Origin of the sequence: Vibrio sp. 1180_3 (genome assembly GCF_029478545.1) — a bacterium.
In the GTDB taxonomy this organism is placed as follows: domain Bacteria; phylum Pseudomonadota; class Gammaproteobacteria; order Enterobacterales; family Vibrionaceae; genus Vibrio; species Vibrio aestuarianus.
Map to the genome: position 1 here is coordinate 201,605 of NZ_SJFM01000003.1, position 18,845 is coordinate 220,449.

General features: G+C 43.3%; 16 protein-coding genes and 1 pseudogene. 10 read left to right on the top strand and 7 right to left on the bottom strand.

Annotation, left to right across the window (positions count from 1 at the left end):
* Positions 1-16: 16 nt before the first annotated feature.
* From lspA to ispH, 3 genes are all read left to right on the top strand, one after another.
* Entirely contained in the window at positions 17-523 is a 507-nt protein-coding gene (gene lspA / locus EYW48_RS03640; RefSeq protein WP_277431867.1) for a signal peptidase II, read from the top strand.
* 167 nt (positions 524-690) lie between these two features.
* Positions 691-1,122 (top strand): FKBP-type peptidyl-prolyl cis-trans isomerase, encoded by a 432-nt coding sequence (gene fkpB, locus EYW48_RS03645; RefSeq protein ID WP_171980859.1) that lies wholly within the window; start codon positions 691-693, stop codon positions 1,120-1,122.
* Positions 1,123-1,310: 188 nt separating this feature from the next.
* The gene (ispH, locus tag EYW48_RS03650; protein WP_171980860.1) at positions 1,311-2,273 is read left to right on the top strand and encodes a 4-hydroxy-3-methylbut-2-enyl diphosphate reductase; all 963 of its coding nucleotides are present in this window, start codon (positions 1,311-1,313) and stop codon (positions 2,271-2,273) included.
* 83 nt (positions 2,274-2,356) lie between these two features.
* Here the strand turns inward: ispH and EYW48_RS03655 are convergent, their stop codons facing one another.
* Positions 2,357-3,844 (bottom strand): carbon starvation protein A, encoded by a 1,488-nt coding sequence (locus tag EYW48_RS03655; RefSeq protein ID WP_053311227.1) that lies wholly within the window; start codon positions 3,842-3,844, stop codon positions 2,357-2,359.
* A gap of 270 nt (positions 3,845-4,114) precedes the next feature.
* On the opposite strand from EYW48_RS03655, the gene EYW48_RS03660 reads away from it, so the two are divergent.
* Together EYW48_RS03660 and EYW48_RS03665 are read left to right on the top strand one after the other, a co-directional pair.
* A complete protein-coding gene (locus tag EYW48_RS03660) occupies positions 4,115-4,456 on the top strand; it encodes a DUF2799 domain-containing protein (RefSeq protein ID WP_168523160.1) in 342 nt (113 codons plus the stop codon).
* Positions 4,457-4,507: 51 nt separating this feature from the next.
* Positions 4,508-6,304, top strand: coding sequence for a sodium:proton antiporter (locus EYW48_RS03665; protein ID WP_277431868.1), 1,797 nt, complete (start codon positions 4,508-4,510; stop codon positions 6,302-6,304).
* Here the strand turns inward: EYW48_RS03665 and murQ are convergent.
* Positions 6,301-6,522: pseudogene (murQ, locus tag EYW48_RS03670) on the bottom strand (N-acetylmuramic acid 6-phosphate etherase); the annotation flags it as partial. The gene EYW48_RS03665 and the pseudogene murQ overlap by 4 nt on opposite strands.
* A 120-nt stretch (positions 6,523-6,642) precedes the next feature.
* The gene (locus EYW48_RS03675) at positions 6,643-7,755 is read right to left on the bottom strand and encodes an anhydro-N-acetylmuramic acid kinase (protein WP_171980861.1); all 1,113 of its coding nucleotides are present in this window, start codon (positions 7,753-7,755) and stop codon (positions 6,643-6,645) included.
* Positions 7,756-7,864: 109 nt separating this feature from the next.
* Here EYW48_RS03675 and nagZ point away from each other — a divergent pair, with 109 nt between their 5' ends.
* Complete coding sequence (gene nagZ, locus EYW48_RS03680; RefSeq protein WP_277431869.1) at positions 7,865-8,848, top strand: beta-N-acetylhexosaminidase; 984 nt, start codon at positions 7,865-7,867, stop codon at positions 8,846-8,848.
* Between the two features lie 51 nt (positions 8,849-8,899).
* On the opposite strand, the gene btsR is transcribed toward nagZ, so the two are convergent.
* The gene (gene btsR, locus EYW48_RS03685) at positions 8,900-9,616 is read right to left on the bottom strand and encodes a two-component system response regulator BtsR (protein WP_277431870.1); all 717 of its coding nucleotides are present in this window, start codon (positions 9,614-9,616) and stop codon (positions 8,900-8,902) included.
* A gap of 9 nt (positions 9,617-9,625) precedes the next feature.
* On the bottom strand, positions 9,626-11,302 hold the full coding sequence (locus EYW48_RS03690; protein WP_277431871.1) for a sensor histidine kinase: 1,677 nt from the start codon (positions 11,300-11,302) through the stop codon (positions 9,626-9,628).
* A 250-nt stretch (positions 11,303-11,552) separates the two neighbouring features.
* Between EYW48_RS03690 and EYW48_RS03695 the strand changes: the two genes are divergently transcribed.
* Complete coding sequence (locus EYW48_RS03695) at positions 11,553-12,629, top strand: 3-deoxy-7-phosphoheptulonate synthase (RefSeq protein WP_053311219.1); 1,077 nt, start codon at positions 11,553-11,555, stop codon at positions 12,627-12,629.
* Between the two features lie 11 nt (positions 12,630-12,640).
* A complete protein-coding gene (gene tyrA / locus EYW48_RS03700) occupies positions 12,641-13,768 on the top strand; it encodes a bifunctional chorismate mutase/prephenate dehydrogenase (protein ID WP_171980863.1) in 1,128 nt (375 codons plus the stop codon).
* A 99-nt stretch (positions 13,769-13,867) separates the two neighbouring features.
* Here tyrA and EYW48_RS03705 read toward each other — a convergent pair whose 3' ends face one another.
* Together EYW48_RS03705 and ettA are read right to left on the bottom strand one after the other, a co-directional pair.
* Complete coding sequence (locus tag EYW48_RS03705) at positions 13,868-14,245, bottom strand: PilZ domain-containing protein (protein ID WP_053311217.1); 378 nt, start codon at positions 14,243-14,245, stop codon at positions 13,868-13,870.
* A 267-nt stretch (positions 14,246-14,512) separates the two neighbouring features.
* Positions 14,513-16,180, bottom strand: a complete 1,668-nt coding sequence (gene ettA / locus EYW48_RS03710; protein ID WP_053311216.1) for an energy-dependent translational throttle protein EttA — start codon at positions 16,178-16,180, stop codon at positions 14,513-14,515.
* A gap of 332 nt (positions 16,181-16,512) precedes the next feature.
* On the opposite strand from ettA, the gene sltY reads away from it, so the two are divergent.
* Entirely contained in the window at positions 16,513-18,462 is a 1,950-nt protein-coding gene (gene sltY / locus EYW48_RS03715) for a murein transglycosylase (protein WP_277431872.1), read from the top strand.
* 58 nt (positions 18,463-18,520) lie between these two features.
* Complete coding sequence (gene trpR / locus EYW48_RS03720) at positions 18,521-18,814, top strand: trp operon repressor (RefSeq protein ID WP_053311214.1); 294 nt, start codon at positions 18,521-18,523, stop codon at positions 18,812-18,814.
* The last annotated feature ends 31 nt before the right edge of the window (positions 18,815-18,845 follow it).

Consider the following 18,845-nt stretch of genomic DNA (forward strand, 5'->3'; position numbering starts at 1 on the left):
AATATTGGGATTCAATATGACAGAGCAGACGCTTACATTAAAACAATCGGGTGTGCGCTGGCTATGGCTAGCGCTGCTGGTGTTTACCGTTGACGTTGGCGTTAAATTGCTGGTGATGGAAAACATGGGTTATGGCTGGGAGAATCGCATTGAGGTTCTACCGTTTTTTAACCTGTTGTATGTGCATAATTACGGCGCTGCATTTAGTTTTTTAAGTGATCAAGCTGGTTGGCAACGTTGGCTGTTTACAGGTATTGCCTTTGTAGTTACCGCTTTACTGACGTTCTGGATGAGTAAACTGCCAGCGCGAGAAAAGTGGAACAACATTGCATATGCGATGATTATTGGTGGTGCAATCGGTAACGTCTTTGACCGCGTGGTGCACGGTTTTGTTGTTGATTATCTTGATTTTTTCTGGGGTAATTATCATTGGCCGGCATTTAACATAGCAGACAGTACTATTTGTATTGGTGCAGCGATGATCATCTTGGATGGTTTTCGTAAAAAAGACGATGCAAAGTAAGTATCGACAGAAAATTGAATAACCCTAAGCGCTGTCTGTTGATTCAGGTGGCGCTTTTTGTTTACTCTTCGTATCTAAAATAATATCGGTATGGAATGAGCGTATCTTAGTGTATTCGATACTTGAGTATGACGCTGATTTCTTCCATCAATAATAAGAGACGTAACGTGACGACGATAAAGCAAGATAGTGCGGTGACCCTACATTTCACCATTAAATTAAAAGATGGCTCTGTCGCTGATAGTACTCATAACATGGGGAAACCAGCTAAATTAGTGATTGGTGATGGCAGTTTGAGTGAAAACTTTGAACAGTGCTTATTTAACCTTAGTGCTGGCGAATCAAAGTCAATTGAGCTTAGTGCGGAAGACGCATTTGGTCTGCCAAATCCAGACAATATTCACTACATGGATCGCGCTAAATTTGTTGGTGATGCCGAAGTTGAAGTAGGCACCATCATGGCATTCAGCGGCCGCGATGGGATGGAAATTCCCGGTATTATTACGGCGATTGCGGGTGACTCTGTGACGGTTGATTTTAACCACCCACTGGCTGGGCAAGATGTCATTTTTGATGTTGAAATCTTGTCTGTAGAATAATTATACCAATCGTAGTAAACAACGGGTCATTCTAGCTTGTTGAAACACTCGATAACGGCGTTAGAGTTTTTGATTGTAGAATTGCTACTTATCGAAAAATTCCGCCTTGTTATCAAGCATTTTTCCTACGCTATTTCTGAACACTTATTTACTGTGATTAGTATTCGTTACCAGTGATAACCCATTCAATGAGCAATGAAATGAAAATATTGTTAGCAAACCCTCGTGGTTTTTGTGCCGGTGTTGATCGTGCAATCAGCATTGTTGAGAGAGCACTTGAGTTATATCAACCACCTATTTATGTTAGACATGAAGTGGTTCACAACCGTTTTGTTGTTGAGGGGCTAAAGCAACGTGGTGCGATTTTTGTTGAAGATTTACACGAAGTACCCGATGACAATATCGTCATTTTTTCGGCTCATGGTGTGTCACAAGCGGTGAGAAAGGAAGCTCAAGAGCGCGCTTTAACTGTTTTTGATGCAACTTGCCCTTTGGTTACTAAAGTGCATATGGAAGTGGCTCGTGCAAGTCGCAGAAGTATGGAAGTGGTACTGATTGGTCACGCTGGACACCCTGAAGTTGAAGGCACCATGGGGCAATACGCTAGCCAAGAAGGTGGCATGTATTTGGTGGAAACCCCACAAGATGTCGATGCACTTAAGGCGCTAGTAAAAGACCCAAGCCATTTGCACTATGTTAGCCAAACAACCTTGTCTGTTGATGAAACGGCCGATGTCATTGATAAGCTGCGTGAAGTCTTTCCTGATATCCAAGGTCCTCGTAAAGATGACATTTGTTACGCAACGCAAAATCGTCAAGATGCAGTACGTCAGCTTGCTCAAGAGGTGGATATAGTGGTTGTGGTTGGATCGAAAAATTCATCTAACTCCACTCGTTTGAAAGAGCTGGCGGAAAAACTTGGGACACCAGGTTATTTGACCGATTGCCCTGAAGACATTGACCCTAAATGGTTTGATGGAAAGCAAAAAGTTGGCGTAACAGCCGGAGCCTCTGCACCTGAAGAGTTAGTCGACCAAATTCTGCAAAGAATTAAAGATCTTGGTGCAAAGAGTGTTGAAGAGGTTTTAGGACGTGAAGAAAATATGTTTTTTGAAGTACCGAAAGAGCTGCAAATTAAACAAATTGAATAAAACCAGCGATTAATTTTTGTCTTGATTGAGAAAAGGGGTTCCAGCAACGGAACCCCTTTTCTATTTGTGTAATACAGTATGTATTACGCGGTTTTTGTTACGGCTTTAGCTTGTTCTTCATCATCGGCTAAGTCGCTATCACCTTTACCTTTTGAAATTTTAATCACATATCCGGTAACGGCTAGAGTGAATAGAATCCCTGCAATGGTTGAGATTTGCATTGGTAAACCAAAACCTAATGTGCTGTTACTTAAAATGAAAGTTGCACAGACGGTTGTCATAAACATGGCTGGAACAGTTGCAATCCAGTGCAGTTTATTATGGCGTAATAGATAGGCTGAAGCTGTCCAAAGCATCATCACGGCAGTGGTTTGGTTGGCAAAACCGAAATAGCGCCAAATAATGCCGAAATCTACTTGAGTCAATACCCCACCAAGAACAAACAGAGGCAATGCCATCATCAGGCGGTTACGCAGCGTTTTTTGCTCCATGTTAAAGTATTCAGCAAGAATTAAGCGACTTGAACGGAAAGCGGTATCGCCAGAGGTGATTGGCAGAATGACCACTCCTAGGAAAGCAATGATGCCACCGAATACGCCAAGTAAGCCAAATGATGCACTGTAGACTACGTTGCCTGGGCCGCCATTTTTCACCGCTTCAGATAATGCGTCTAAAGAACCAAAGAAGGATAGGGCAATAGCACACCAAATAAGCGCGATAATGCCTTCGCCAATCATGGCACCGTAGAACACAAAGCGCCCATTCTTCTCGTTTTCCATACAGCGAGCCATCAAGGGTGATTGCGTTGCGTGGAAACCTGAAATAGCACCACAAGCAATAGTGATAAACAGTGCAGGCCAAAGTGGAAGATCATTCGGGTTCATGTTGGTGAACATGTCGCTCATCTCAAAGCCACCCATTACCGTATGTTCGCTAGATAGTGCAATTGCGGTCATTAATCCAACTGACATAAAGATCAGTAGTGCACCGAACAGTGGGTAGAAGCGACCAATGATTTTATCAACTGGTACAATCGTCGCCAGAATGTAGTAAGCGAAAATGATCACAACCATAGAAGTCATGCTAACTGTTAGGCTAGTTTGTTCATTGATAAGATTAGTGATCATGCCGGCAGGAGCAGATACGAAAACAACACCGACCAGTAAAAGTAGAACAATGGCAAAGATGTTCATAAAGTGTTTTGCGCCATTGCCTAGGTAACGACCTGTAATGGTTGGTACAGAAGCACCACCGTTGCGGATGGATAACATTCCAGAGAAGTAGTCATGTACCGCACCCGCAAAGATACAGCCAACAACAATCCACAGCATAGCCGCAGGGCCGTATAATGCGCCCATGATCGGGCCAAAAATAGGGCCGACACCAGCGATGTTCAACAGTTGTACTAAGTAAACTTTTTTGGTCGACATCGGAACATAGTCGACGCCATCTGATTTTGTATGGGCAGGGGTTTTACGGTTTTCGTTAATTCCAAATACTTTTTCTACGAAAGCACCGTAGATGAAATATCCAGCAAGTAGCGCTGCGACACAGGTTAGAAACCACATCATAGCAATTGTCCTTTATTAATGAATTAAGCTCACTGTCGATAATAAAGGCTCCATTAACAATAAACCTTCCCTTTTCAGGTCAGTGGCAATATAGCCACTTTAATGGTTATTTTACTCAATAAGTGGTTTTCAGTATTTATCATCCCCTCACTTGATAATAGATTGGTGTTGTCCTTCAATTAGTGGCATTTTGTGCGACGATGTGGCAATGAGTCGTCATTTTTTACGTTAACTGCTAGGCTGAATAAAAAGCATAAATTAAGGAAAATAATGAAAAAGTTAAATGTAGTGTTGGTTGTAATGGCTTTAACGGGTTGTGTTGCCTCTGAGGCTGAGCTTGCTCAGCAAGGCAACTGGCAGCAAATTGGTTATCAAGACGGTGTGGCAGGTCACAGCCAACGCAGTTATAAATTGTTATCAGAACTAGGCTCGGTCAAACAAGCGGATTACGAGTTAGGTTATACGCAAGGTGTTAAAGAGTATTGCAATCCTAATTTTGCCTATCAAATGGGGTTGTCTGGCCAATTTTATGAAGGGGTGTGTGAAGGCACTGATGATGCGCAGAAATTTCGTATGGAATGGCAACGCGGTTGGAATGAATTCACAAACTAGTTTGCCCATTTAAAGTATCACCACTACAACACTCTTTTTTAGAGAAAGTATATGCATGAAGAGTTTATCGCTTTGGCCATTGCGGCTATTGGCGTTCTTGGTTTAGCGTGTCAATGGCTGGCATGGCGCTTGCGACTGCCAGCTATTTTATTTCTATTGATCGCAGGGCTAGTTGTTGGTCCCTTAACGGGGTGGTTGCAGCCTCAAGCTTTACTCGGTGAATTGCTATTTCCTCTTATCTCTCTTGCTGTTGCTGTTATTTTGTTTGAAGGTAGTTTAACGCTTAACTTTAAAGAAATTCGCGGTGTGAATCATACTGTGTGGAGCATCGTCTCGCTCGGTGCGCTTGTTTCATGGGGAGTAACCAGCGCGGTTACACATTACCTGCTGGGCTTTGATTGGTCGTTGGCATTACTGTTTGGTAGCTTAACGGTTGTTACTGGACCTACCGTTATTGTCCCGCTATTGCGTACTGTTAGGCCAAATGTTCGGCTTTCCAATATATTACGTTGGGAAGGGATACTGATCGATCCTCTGGGCGCGTTGTTTGTGGTGATGGTGTATGAATTTATTGTTTCTAGCAGTGAAGTGCATAGCTTGTATGTCTTTGCTTTAATTCTCGCCGTGGGTTTAGCAATAGGCGCAGCCGCGGGACAAGCCGTCGCGGTGGTATTAAGGCGAGGCATGTTGCCTGAATATTTACAACCTTTCGCTGTATTAGCTGTGGTGCTTGGGGTCTTCTCAGCATCTAACGCTATTGAATCAGAATCTGGTTTGCTGACAGTGACGGTTATGGGGATGTGGCTCGCTAATGCTAAAAATGTCAATATTCAGCACATCTTGCACTTTAAAGAGAACCTGACTATTTTGCTGATCACTGGCCTCTTTATTCTTTTGGCGGCACGTATAGAGATTGCAGATTTCCAAGCATTGGGTTGGAGCGCTCTATTATTGTTTGTGTTGATGCAGTTAGTTTCTCGCCCTTTGTCCATTTTTATAGCCACGGCTCGCAGCTCGTTATCGCTGAAAGAGAAGACATTTTTAGCTTGGGTTGCTCCGCGAGGAATTGTCGCTGCCTCAATTTCGTCACTGTTTGCAATAAAACTGACGTCGGCAGGTGTAGAGGGTGCGACGCTACTGGTGCCATTAACGTTTATGGTCATTATTGGTACCGTTATCTTGCAAAGTGCGACAGCACGTCCTATCGCCATAGCTTTGCAAGTTGCAGAACCTGCCCCGCGAGGCTTTTTGGTTATTGGTGCGAATGATGTAGCAAGAGAGCTTGGAAAAGCGTTTGCGAAGTACGATTGTCGAGTCGTATTGACGGATTCAAACTGGGACTATATTAGTCAAGCTCGAATGGCTGGGCTTGCTAATTATTATGGTAACCCCATCTCCAGCCATGCCGATGAATATTTGGATTTGATCGGTATTGGACATGTGGTCGCACTCACACCAGATAAGCATTTCAATATTATGGCGTGCATGCATTTTCTCAGTGATTTTGGTGAAAAGCGGGTTTTTTGTCTGAACGATCACCTTAATAGCAGCAGTAGCGATAAGCATAAAGTGGCTCAGGAATATCATGGTTTGTCATTGTTTAATGGTGACGTGAGCTACAAAAAACTGGCCAGTTTGATCAACCAAGGTGCGGAAGTTAAACATACCAAACTGAGCGGAAACTTTACTTATCAAGATTATCTACAGCGACATAAAGAAAGTTTTGTGCTGCCTTTGTTTGTTGTGAATCTAAAAGGTCGAATTCAGATGTACCACGATACACAGGTATTTGAACCTGTAGAGGGTGAAACTATTGTCTCTTTGATTAAAATCAACGAGAGCCACTAGTGGCTCTCACCTTTTTCCATCGAACGACGTAAAAAAGCGTCGGATTCAGCCAACTTTTCCATTGCCTGCTGATAGTTCAGCTCAGTTAGGCTCATCAAAATGGCGACTTTTGTATTGTTGTGAGTTTGTTCTAAAAGCGCCTCTGCTTCTGCTCTTTCGCAATCTGTTGCTTGCATTACAATTCGTACTGCTCGGGCGAGTAACTTCTGATTACTACTTTCAGCAATTTTTGAAGTAGGTAGCTGGTCGATATCCCTTGTTTCTGGGTTGCCAGCATCAGACACCAGATGAGAAAGTGCAGCAATAAGCGCATCGTTGGTCATAACATTCCTTACTGATTAATGAGCAGAATAAATTACCCCAAGCGAAGCGAGGCCGTGTGCGCCGGTAACTTCAGGTAAATTACTTGGCAGGTTGTGCATTCTTCGTTGAGCGAGCCAAGCAAACGCCATCGCTTCCATGTAGTCACTATCCACGCCTTTGCTGCTGGTTGGTGCAATACGCCAGCTAGGTAGATGGGTTTGTAAGCATTCAACAAGCAAGGGGTTGCGAGCTCCGCCACCACACAATAAGAGTTCTGGATGTGGACCGAATTGGTATTGATTCACTTCAGTGGCAATGGTTAGTGCCGTGTATTCGCATAAGGTACGTTGAACGTCCTGCGCCGCTACAGATAACCCCGCGATTTTTTGTTGTAACCATGGCCGATTAAATAGCTCTCTTCCGGTACTTTTAGGCGCGCTCAAGGCAAGATAAGGCTCTTGGCATAAAAGGGTTAGCAGTGGTTGATTTAGTTGTCCTGTTCTTGCCCAAGCACCATCAAGATCAAACGAACGTCCTGTGTGTTCGAAACACCACGCATCCATCAACATATTGCCAGGGCCTGTATCATAACCGAGTACTTTTTGCTGCGGTCGAAGTACTGAAATATTAGCAATACCACCGATGTTGAGTACCACAACCGTTGAGTCTGTCGATTTGAAAATAGTATCGTGGAAAGCCGGAACTAGTGGGGCACCTTGTCCACCGAGCGCCATGTCTTTGCGGCGAAAATCGGCAACGGTATCAATACCCGTTTGAGTACTAATGATGTTGGCATCACCGATTTGCATGGTAAATGGGTAATCACCAGTCGGTTGATGGAACACGGTTTGGCCATGACAACCAATCGCTCGAATATCACTTGCTTGATAGCCGGATTTATCCAATAGCGCATGGACTGCTTCGGCAAAGAGATGGCCGAGCTGGTGGTCAAGTTCCCCGATCATTTTTAAATTGGTTGGCTGGCCGATGCAGATTTCAAGTAACCGCTGTTTTAACGCATCAGGCATCGGGAAATCATCATGAGCTAGTAAGCGGATGTGCTGATCATTAATTTCGACTAAGGCGGTATCGACCCCATCCATGCTAGTACCTGACATGACACCGATGTAACGTTCACAAGTTGTCATTGGCTGCTCCTATTTCCATTGCTGTTGGCTCAAACAAAAGCATTGTAATAGAAATTCAAAGCGAATAATCTCGTCAAATTAACTATTTAACCAAATTATTGGAGTAAGCATGGGACCGTTATGGCTAGATGTGGCTGGTTGTGAACTGAGCGCTGAAGACAAAGATATTCTTGAGCACCCAACGGTAGGTGGCGTGATCTTATTTGCTCGTAATTACCATGATAACCAGCAACTTTTGGCTCTTAATAAAGCCATTCGCCAAGCGGCAAAACGTCCCATTTTGATTGGTGTTGATCAAGAAGGTGGTCGTGTTCAGCGTTTTCGAGAGGGCTTTTCGCTGATCCCTGCCGCACAAGATTATGCGCAGCACAGCAATGGTGAAGCGCTTGCTCGACAAGGTGGTTGGCTGATGGCTGCGGAATTGATCGCCCATGATATCGATCTCAGTTTTGCGCCAGTACTGGATAAAGGCCATGAGTGTAAAGCTATTGGGAGTCGCGCATTTGGCCATGATGTCAATACCATCATTCGTTATAGCTCCGCTTATATGCAGGGAATGAAAGAGATTGGTATGGCAACGACTGGAAAGCATTTCCCAGGACACGGTGGTGTTATTGCCGATTCACATTTAGAAACGCCTTATGACCAGCGAGACACTATTTTTGATGTCGATATGGCGATTTTTAAAGCTCAAATTGAAGCGGGATTATTAGATGCGATGATGCCCGCACATGTTATTTACCCTCAGTATGATGCGCAGCCAGCAAGTGGATCACAGTACTGGTTAAAACAGATTTTACGTCAGCAATTAGGGTTTAAAGGGCTGGTTTTCTCTGATGATCTTACTATGGAAGGGGCGTCTGTCATGGGCGGACCAGCAGAGCGGGCTCATCAATCATTGGTGGCGGGGTGCGACATGCTTTTAGTGTGTAACCAACGCGATGCTCAGGTTGAAGTCTTGGACAATTTACCGATATTAAACGTCCCCGCCGCAGAGGGTTTGCTTAAGCGCGAGTCATTTACGTTATCGCAGTTACACAGCTCGACTCAGTGGAAACAAGCCTCGGAAGCGATCAAGCGCATGCTGGGTTAGAAATTCATAAAACGCCACACTCTCTATCGTTGTGGCGTTTTGGCCAGTGGTTTAATGAAAGCCCAACACTTCTTTCAAACTTTTGAGATAACGGCGGCTAACGGGCACCTGATGTTCGCTCCGAGTGACGATGGTTGCCAACCCATTTTCTAACAACTTGATCTCTTTAATGGCTTTGGTGTTAATTAAATATTGGCGATGACAGCGCACCAAGGGCGTTTTTTCTTCTAAAACTTTGAGCGTTAATTGGCTGGTGGCTCGCTGTTGAGCCGTTTGCACATGTACACCACTGATATCGCTGTAAGCAAACTCAACATCTTTGGTAGCAAGGATCACAATCCGATTTAGGCCGATGCATGGTACTTGGTCTAGGCTGGTTGGTGCTAAGATGGAAGCATCGTTTTTTTTCTTATCACTGCGCACTAAACGTTGGATAGTCTTTTTCAAACGTTCGGTATCTACAGGTTTGAGTAGGTAATCAAAAGCGTTATCTTCAAAAGCTTGGATCGCATATTGATCATAAGCGGTCACAAATACAACATTTGGCATGGTTTCTGGGTCAAGCATACCCAGTAATTCAATACCTGTTATTTGTGGCATTTGAATATCAAGAAAAACCACATCGGGTTTTAATTGATTAATTTTCTTTAGCCCTTCAATGGCATTGCTTGCCTGACCAATAACGTCAATTTGTCCTGTTTCTTCTAGTAGTTCAATTAGCTCTTCCCGAGCGAATAACTCATCATCAATGACCAGTACCGTAAGCATGTGATTACCTTAATAAGATCCTTTATAAGGAATGAGAAAGCTCATTCGTGTGTATTGATTTGCTAATACTTCTGTTTTAAGTGTAGATTGCGGTCCAAATTTATTGGTTAATCGTTTATCGACGATTTGCATGCCCAGTCCATCGTAGTCTTCGCGTGGTGCCTGGTAACTGCCTGCATTATCCTCAACCACGATTCGATACCCTTCAGCTTGTTGTTGGCTAAAAATACGGACTTTCCCTCCAGCTAATAAATTTGATGTGCCGTGTTTAATGGCATTTTCTACCAACGGCTGTAGCGTAAAGCTAGGAACATTGCGTTCAAGTAATGAATCTTCAATTTCAATTTCAACTTCTAAACGATCAGCAAAGCGAGCTTGCTCTATGGTTAAGTAAGCTTTGACGTGAGCAATTTCTTCTTTGAGTGTGACTGTTTCAATATTTTGTTTGAGATTGCTGCGAAAGAAATGTGATAAATGCTGAATCAAATCTCGTGCTTTATTGGGATCTCGGCGAATGACTGCACTGATGGTATTTAGAGCATTAAATAGGAAGTGAGGGTTCACTTGAGCATGTAATAGTTTTATTTCAGCCCGCGAAAGTAGTATTTGTTTTTGTTGATATTCACCATATAAGATCTGGCTTGATAGCAACTGAGCGATTCCCTCAGCCATTGACATGTTAATGGTTGAAAACAACTTCCGCTTCGGTTCGTACAGCTTTATGGTTCCAATTACTCGATCTCCTGCTCGTAATGGAATAATGAGTGCTGACCCAAGTTTGCAGCTCTTCGACAAAGAACATTGATAAGGTGAATCTTTACCATCAAGGTAAATAATACTATTTCTAGTGATCGCATCGAGTGTGCTCTGGGAGGAGATAGGCGTATTTGGTTTATGGTGATCATCCCCAATACCAACGAAAGCGAGAATCTTTTCTCGGTCAGTAATGGATACTGCACCGACGTTGGTGAGTTCGTAAACAATGCGTGCCACTTTGCCTGCATTTTGTGGGTTAAAGCCGTTGGCTAACACTCCGACAGAGCGTTCGGCAATGTTGAGAGCACGCCGAGAAAATGTGGCTGAGTACTCTTCAAAAATGGTTTTCCTATCTTGCAGAATGCTCATAAACAGCGCAGCGCCAACTGAATTGGCGATGATCATGGGGGCTGCAATAGTCGAGACTAATGCATAAGCTTCATTAAAAGGTTTGGCGACTAACAAAATGAGTAGCATCTGCACAATTTCGGCAAATAGGGTAACAGCGAACACAATGCTAGGACTAAACAGTAAGCGTCCTTTGCCTTTACGTAGCAAGTAAGTGTGCAGCAAGCCACCAATCAGCCCTTCTGCTGTTGTTGAAATCGCGCAGGCGACATCGGTGAAACCACCTAAAGTATAACGATGCATACCTCCTGTAAAACCGACAGCAAAGCCAACCACAGGACCACCAAATAAACCGCCCATCACTGCGCCAATCGCGCGTGTATTGGCTATAGCGTCATTGATTTGTAAACCAAAGTAGGTTCCCATGATGCAAAACAGCGAAAATAGCACATAGATGCTGATTTTATGGCTAATCCGGTTTGAAATGCTCAGCAGCGGTAGAAAAATCGGCGTTTTACTCAGCATGTAAGCCAGCACTAGGTAAACGCACATCTGTTGCAGCAGTGAAAGGATTAAATCCATGGTAAATCCTAGTAAGTCTGACTCAGTAAGTGGTAATAATGGACATTTTAGGGGAGATAGACGGAATAAAACACGCGTCATCTTATACTTTTTGTCTTAAAGCACGATAAAAATAAGTGTAAAATTAAATTTACATTAAATGTTTTTTATAATTTACACTTGCAATGTTTTTTAAGCCTGATAATTTGTCCTTTATCGGTTTTTAAGCGCAAATTTATTTTTGTGTAAATAAAAGAATACAGGTGATGAGATGCAGAAAAGTGAACTAAGTAATATTAATATCAGTGATGAGCAAGTGTTGATCACGCCCGATGAACTAAAAGCAAAGTTACCGCTGAGTGATAAAGCTCGTCAGTTTATTCAGCATTCTCGTCAAACCATCGCCAATATCATTCATAAAAAAGATCATCGATTGTTAGTGGTATGTGGCCCTTGTTCTATCCACGATATAGATGCTGCGAAAGATTACGCCAAGCGCTTAAAAGCCCTTTCTGAACAGTTGAGTGATCAGCTTTACATTGTGATGCGTGTTTATTTCGAAAAACCACGTACTACAGTTGGTTGGAAAGGGTTAATTAACGATCCACATCTCGATGGCAGTTTTGATATTGAACATGGTTTGCATGTCGGGCGTCAGTTGTTAGTGGAACTAGCCGAAATGGAGATCCCGCTTGCGACTGAAGCACTTGACCCGATCAGCCCTCAATACCTAGCTGACACTTTTAGCTGGGCTGCAATTGGTGCTCGTACCACTGAATCACAAACTCACCGTGAAATGGCCAGCGGTCTATCGATGCCGATTGGCTTTAAAAATGGCACTGATGGTAATTTAGCGACCGCAATAAATGCGATGCAAGCGGCTTCCTCTAGTCACCGTTTTATGGGGATCAGCACTGAAGGGCAAGTGGCTTTGCTTACTACTCAGGGTAATCCCAATGGACACGTTATTTTACGTGGTGGTAAACAGACGAACTACGACTCGGTCTCTGTTGCGGAATGTGAACAAGAGATGGCGAAACATAAGCTCGACGCTTCCCTAATGGTTGATTGCAGCCATGCTAATTCCCGTAAAGATTACCGTCGTCAACCTTTAGTTGCGGAAGATGTTATTCATCAAATTCGTGAGGGTAATCAATCTATTATTGGTTTGATGATTGAGAGCCATATCAATGAAGGCAGCCAATCATCTGATTTACCTCTCAGTGAAATGGCTTATGGTGTTTCGATTACGGATGCGTGTATCAATTGGCAATCAACTGAGGCACTATTACGCCATGCTCATCTAGAGCTCGTTCCGTTCTTAGAAAATCGACTAAAAGGTCAGTAGAAGGAAGTACCATGGCTGTTGAACTTAACGAATTACGTGATCAAATTGATGCTGTTGATAAACAAATGGTGGAGTTATTGGCTCGTCGTTTAGCTTTAGTCGAGAAAGTGGGGGAAGTGAAAAGCCTGCACGGTTTGCCTATCTATGCGCCAGATAGAGAAGCAGCAATGCTTGCTTCTCGCCGCGCCGAAGCCGAGAAAAAAGGCGTCCCCCCTCAGTTAATCGAAGATATTTTGCGTCGCACCATGCGTGAGTCCTATGCCAGTGAAAAAGATTCAGGCTTTAAGTGTTTAAATCCTGAACTGCGTTCGGTGGTGATCATTGGTGGTAATGGACAGCTAGGTGGTTTATTTGGTCGTATGTTCAAACTATCCGGTTACCAAGTTAAAGTACTCGGCAGTCAAGATTGGCATAAAGCTGATGACATGTTGCACAATGCTGGTTTGGTCGTAGTTACTGTTCCTATTCACTTGACTGTTGGTGTGATCGAAAAACTGGGCAACTTACCGCCAGACTGCATCTTGTGTGATCTTACTTCGATCAAATCCAAACCGTTGCAAGCCATGATGTCGGTTCACCAAGGCCCTGTTGTTGGCTTACATCCTATGTTTGGACCTGATGTTCCTAGCCTAGCGAAACAAGTGATTGTTTATTGTGATGGTCGTGGAGAAGTGAACTACCAATGGCTTCTGAAGCAGTTCTCTATTTGGGGGGCAAGCCTATGCCAGATCGATGCGGCTGAGCATGATCACGGTATGACATTAATCCAAGCGCTACGTCACTTCACTTCATTTGTTTATGGGTTACATCTTTCAAAGGAAAATCCCAACATCCAAAAACTGCTCCAATTGAGCTCGCCAATTTATCGATTGGAATTAGCGATGGTCGGGCGTTTGTTTGGTCAAGATCCGAATCTGTATGGGGACATTATTTTGTCGTCAGAAGAGAATGTCGAGATGATTAAACGTTTCCATCAGTGCTTTGGAGAAGCAATGAAGGTGTTGGATGGCCATGATAAACAGGCATTTGTTGAAAACTTTTCTAAAGTTAGTGAATGGTTTGGCGATTACTCACAACAATTTATGCTAGAAAGCCAAAACTTACTCAAGCAAGCCAATGATGCGATTCACCGAGCTTAAGTGGATAGGCTGAACTCAGTTTATCAATTGCTTGAAAGCTAAAAACCCCCCCATTATTGAGCAAAGTCGTTTCCATTGATAAAAATGGAAACGACGCTTTTACTCCGCATCAATATCCCCTAAATCTGATAAGTATTCGAGCTCGCGGTGGAGCAAGGCATCATCCCCTACATTCAACTCAACCAAGCGTCTTAAGTGAGCAATGCTGTCGATATCAATATGATCAATGATCGCGCGAATAACGTTGTTATTAATGCTGATTAAATTAGCGACTAAGCTAATGGTTATATCACTTTCAGGTAGGGTAAATTCGACTTGAGCGGTTTCGTTGATGTTGAGTATATCGCTCTTTGGACTTGAGAGTAATAACCCATGAAGAGACAAATCTTGAATGGTGGTGGCGATGTGATGGGAACCTTGTACCACACTGGCTGGCATCTGGTAGATAATGCGTGAAAAGCGGCGTCTTTCAATCATGTTACACTCTCTTTGTTGAGCCTTTACTATTACAGTATCGGCTCTATATTAGTGATCAATCATTATCTAGTGAGTTTAGACCGAATTAGCGATGGTGTCGCGAATCAACTCCTCACCTTTGCAAACCTCGCATCATTTTTCATCAATAACGTTTGAGTCATGAACCTTCTTAAAGATGAATTTGCGCGACTTTTTAAGAAAGTGAGAGAGTATTTACTACCCATAAAAATAAGGCCGCTCAACAGCGGCCTCAAAAGAGTAAATAGATTACTTAGCAATACGCTTATATTTAATACGGTGTGGTTCTGCCGCTTGAGCACCTAAGGTTTGTTTTAACCAATCGGTATACTCACTGTAGTTGCCTTCGTAGAAATTAACTTGGCCTTCATCACGGTAATCAAGAATGTGCGTAGCGATACGGTCCAAGAACCAACGGTCGTGCGAGATAACCATTGCGCAACCTGGGAACTCTAGCAAGGCTTCTTCTAGTGCTCGTAGTGTTTCAACATCAAGGTCATTGGTTGGTTCATCGAGTAACAGTACGTTACCACCTGCTTTAAGCAGTTTTGCTAAGTGTACACGGTTACGCTCACCACCTGAGAGTTCACCAATCACTTTTTGTTGATCGACACCTTTGAAGTTAAAGCGTGAGCAGTAGGCACGAGCTGGGATCTCAAAGTTGTTGATCTTAATGATGTCAGCGCCTTCAGAAATCTCTTGGAAGACGGTGTTTTTGTCGTTCATGCTATCGCGGAACTGATCAACTGAAGCCAATTTAACCGTGTCACCTAGCTCAATCGTCCCCGAGTCAGGTTGCTCGACACCGCTTAGCATCTTAAATAAAGTCGATTTACCAGCGCCGTTGGCACCAATGATGCCGACGATGGCACCTTTAGGCATGCTGAATGATAAGTTATCAATCAGAACGCGATCACCAAAAGATTTAGTCAGGTTCGTAACTTCCAGCACTTTATCACCCAAGCGCTCACCCGGCGGAATGAAAAGTTCGTTGGTTTCATTACGTTTTTGGTGATCTGTCGTGTTTAGCTCTTCAAATCGAGCCATACGTGCTTTGGATTTTGCTTGACGACCTTTCGGGTTTTTACGTACCCACTCAAGTTCTTTCTCAATCGTTTTTTGACGAGCACTTTCTTGCGATGACTCTTGCTTCAAACGCTCATCTTTCTGCTCTAGCCAAGACGTGTAGTTTCCTTGCCATGGAATACCTTCACCACGGTCAAGTTCTAGAATCCAACCTGCCGCATTATCAAGGAAGTAACGGTCGTGGGTGATAGCCACAACGGTTCCTGAATAATCAACTAGGAAATGTTCAAGCCATGCTACTGACTCTGCATCCAAGTGGTTGGTTGGTTCGTCAAGTAGCAGCATGTCTGGTTTTTCAAGCAACAAACGACAAATTGCCACCCGGCGACGTTCACCACCCGATAGAACTGCAACTTTTGCATCCCATTCAGGCAAACGCAATGCATTAGCAGCACGCTCCAGGGCGTTTTCAAGGTTGTGGCCATCTTTGGCTTGAATCAAGGCTTCTAACTCGCCTTGCTCTTTTGCTAGCGCATCAAAGTCAGCATCAGGTTCAGCATAAGCGGCATAAACTGCATCAAGACGAGTTAGCGCACCAGCGACGTCTGCAACGGCTTCTTCAACCACTTCACGTACAGTTTTTGATTCATCCAGTACAGGTTCTTGAGGAAGGTAGCCAACTTTTAGCCCCGGTTGTGGACGAGCTTCACCATCAATATCAGTATCAATGCCGGCCATGATACGCAGTAGGGTGGATTTACCCGAACCATTAAGACCTAAAACACCAATTTTGGCACCTGGAAAAAAGCTGAGAGAGATGTCTTTGAGAATTTGACGCTTAGGCGGGACAATTTTACTTACCCGCGACATGGTATATACGTATTCAGCCATTGCCGATTGTTCCTAATCTTAGTAACAGAATAAAGTAGCTATTTTATACCAAAGTGACCTTATTTGTTACTAGCTAGCCAGTTTTTAAAGTGGAAATAATACCTTTCTATAGCTTTGTTTTTTTGTGGTGGTTGTCAGTGGCTCTCTGATGTACTTGCGTCTTCAAGTTATCTAGATTTGGATATGCTTTAACCAATAAGCATTAAGTTACTTTATGCATATGTCGCAGTTTTATGAATTTAATATTATTTACATATGGATGCTTTACTTTTCTATCTAGAATAAGCGTAATGGAAGTGAATTCCCCCTCGCTTTAGATAGGATGAGAGCACATGACGCTTATGCATTTTTTTAAGCCGCATTGTCTTTTTTCATCAATGATAGCTTTGACTTCATTGATGAGCGGCACAGCGTTTTCTGGCTCAACACTGGATTTGAATAGCCAGCGAGAGCTCTATGATCAAGCCCAACAGTTGCTTGATGAAAACAAGGTTGATGAATTTAAAAAACTCAGAAAAAAGATCGCAGCTTATCCATTAACGCCCTATGTAGATTATCGATCATTTCTGGTTGATCTTGGCGATAAACCGCCACTGGCCGTGCAGGTCTTTATTGATTCGCATGCGACTTTTCCTTTTTCTTATCGTATTCGTGCTCCTTATTTGGATGCTTTAGCAGCCAAAGAAAAATGGTCTACCTTATTAGCGTTTCAAAAATACGAACCCAATGACGAATTGTATCGTTGCCATTATTACAATGCTCATTACCAAACTGGACATCGAGATGTTGCTTTTAAAGGAGCCGAGCAACTTTGGTTGAGTGGTAACAGTATTGCAGATGCTTGCGAACCTTTATTTAGTGCTTGGGAACAACAGGGTGGCTTGACGGATGATTGGGTGCTCAAGCGTATGCTACTAGCGTTTGATAAACGAAATCTAACGCTGATGAAATATCTCCAGAAAAAACTGAAGCTCGCTAAGTCACAGGCAATCGCGCAATCCATGCTCGATCTGTACGCGAATCCTGACCAAGTGATAACTTTTGCTAAACACAATGTGAATGATGATTTTCACCAGCGTCTAGTTCAATTTTCGTTAGAAAAACTGGCCCGTAAAGATGCTGCTTTAGCGCAAAGTGTTTATCAAAGCTTACTTGAAGGCAAAGTTTTAAGTGAAGAGCCGAGTCAGAAACTGGCTGACTACATCGCCAGACGATTATTGGATAGCGAAGATGAGCTATTAATGACATGGCGAGATAACGTTATTGAGCAAAGCTCAAATAACACTCTGAAAGAGCTGCGAATTCGTCTGGCATTACAAGCGGCAGACTGGCGTGGTTTACAGTATTGGATTGAACAATTACCAGCGAAGAAGCAATCTAGCATTCGTTGGCAGTATTGGCTTGCAAGAGCTGAAATCGAGCTAGGAAATACCAGCAAGGGGATGCAGCGTTTGCAATCTATTACTGGGCAGCGCAATTTTTACAGTGTGGCTGCAGCCACTGTGGTTAAACAATCGATTAACTATCCCACTTCATCTATCGAGCTAAACGTTACTCTATTAAAGCCACATCAAACCACCTTAACGCGAATTCAAGAATTGATTGATCGCGATAAGATTACCGCAGCAAAAAGCGAATGGCGATGGTTGCTTGAGCGTGTATCGGAGCCAGAAAAAGAGATGTTAGCGGCTTATGCGGCCTCTCAAAATTGGCACCACTTAACGGTTACTGCTTCAATTGCTGCAAAAATGTGGGATAACACCCAACTGCGTTTTCCATTAGCTCATCAATGGTGGTTTAATTTTTATGGGCAAAAGCATGGCATAGACCCGATCATGTTGATGTCTTTAGCTCGCCAAGAAAGTGGCATGGATGTTGAAGCTCAATCTCCAGTAGGTGCTCGCGGCATTATGCAAATAATGCCGAGGACAGCAAGCTATACCGCTAAAAAGTACCAGCTAACCTACAATGGTGAAGATGAATTATATCAAGTGGGTAAGAATATTGAGATCGGAAGCCATTATTTGAAGGGGCTGTTAGAGCAATACGATAACAACCGAATTTTTGCTTTTGCTGCTTATAATGCAGGCCCTAGTCGGGTCAATCAATGGCGAGAGAAGACCCAAGGCAAGTTAGATGCCTACGCCTTTATTGAAGCTATTCCGTTTAAAGAAACTCGGGGCTATGTGCAAAACATTTTAATGTTTGAGACCTATTACCGAGATTTGATGGGGGTTGAAGGTCAATTTCTTAACGCAAACGAAATCGATGCAAAATATTGATTCCAATAGTAGATGAAAGTTCTACAATAGCCTTACGTATCACCTAGCGAGTACAAATATGTCGCAACAACCAGAGTACACAGACTGGCAACAGCTAATGACATTGGTCAAGCATGCCGCTGAGCAAGATCAGCATGAAATGCTACTTACGATGATGATGACACCGGATGAGCGAGAATCGTTGGTCGCGAGAGCCAATATTTTATGTGAGTTATTTAAGGGTGAATTATCACAGCGGCAAATTAGCCAAATGTTAGGGGTAGGGATTGCGACGATCACGCGAGGTTCTAATGAGCTGAAAACCAAATCAGATCAAGAAAAGTCCCAACTCGCCGCTTTATTGTTGAAATAAAACGGCTGAGCTCAGTGTAACGCTAGCTTGG

Coding starts and splice junctions, on each gene's coding strand:
- lspA (WP_277431867.1), top strand. CDS start 17: ATGACAGAGCAGACGCTTACATTAAAACAATCGGGTGTGCGCTGGCTA.
- ispH (WP_171980860.1), top strand. CDS start 1,311: ATGAGCAATGAAATGAAAATATTGTTAGCAAACCCTCGTGGTTTTTGT.
- EYW48_RS03655 (WP_053311227.1), bottom strand. CDS start 3,844: ATGATGTGGTTTCTAACCTGTGTCGCAGCGCTACTTGCTGGATATTTC.
- EYW48_RS03660 (WP_168523160.1), top strand. CDS start 4,115: ATGAAAAAGTTAAATGTAGTGTTGGTTGTAATGGCTTTAACGGGTTGT.
- EYW48_RS03665 (WP_277431868.1), top strand. CDS start 4,508: ATGCATGAAGAGTTTATCGCTTTGGCCATTGCGGCTATTGGCGTTCTT.
- EYW48_RS03675 (WP_171980861.1), bottom strand. CDS start 7,755: ATGACAACTTGTGAACGTTACATCGGTGTCATGTCAGGTACTAGCATG.
- nagZ (WP_277431869.1), top strand. CDS start 7,865: ATGGGACCGTTATGGCTAGATGTGGCTGGTTGTGAACTGAGCGCTGAA.
- btsR (WP_277431870.1), bottom strand. CDS start 9,616: ATGCTTACGGTACTGGTCATTGATGATGAGTTATTCGCTCGGGAAGAG.
- EYW48_RS03690 (WP_277431871.1), bottom strand. CDS start 11,302: ATGGATTTAATCCTTTCACTGCTGCAACAGATGTGCGTTTACCTAGTG.
- EYW48_RS03695 (WP_053311219.1), top strand. CDS start 11,553: ATGCAGAAAAGTGAACTAAGTAATATTAATATCAGTGATGAGCAAGTG.
- tyrA (WP_171980863.1), top strand. CDS start 12,641: ATGGCTGTTGAACTTAACGAATTACGTGATCAAATTGATGCTGTTGAT.
- EYW48_RS03705 (WP_053311217.1), bottom strand. CDS start 14,245: ATGATTGAAAGACGCCGCTTTTCACGCATTATCTACCAGATGCCAGCC.
- ettA (WP_053311216.1), bottom strand. CDS start 16,180: ATGGCTGAATACGTATATACCATGTCGCGGGTAAGTAAAATTGTCCCG.
- sltY (WP_277431872.1), top strand. CDS start 16,513: ATGACGCTTATGCATTTTTTTAAGCCGCATTGTCTTTTTTCATCAATG.
- trpR (WP_053311214.1), top strand. CDS start 18,521: ATGTCGCAACAACCAGAGTACACAGACTGGCAACAGCTAATGACATTG.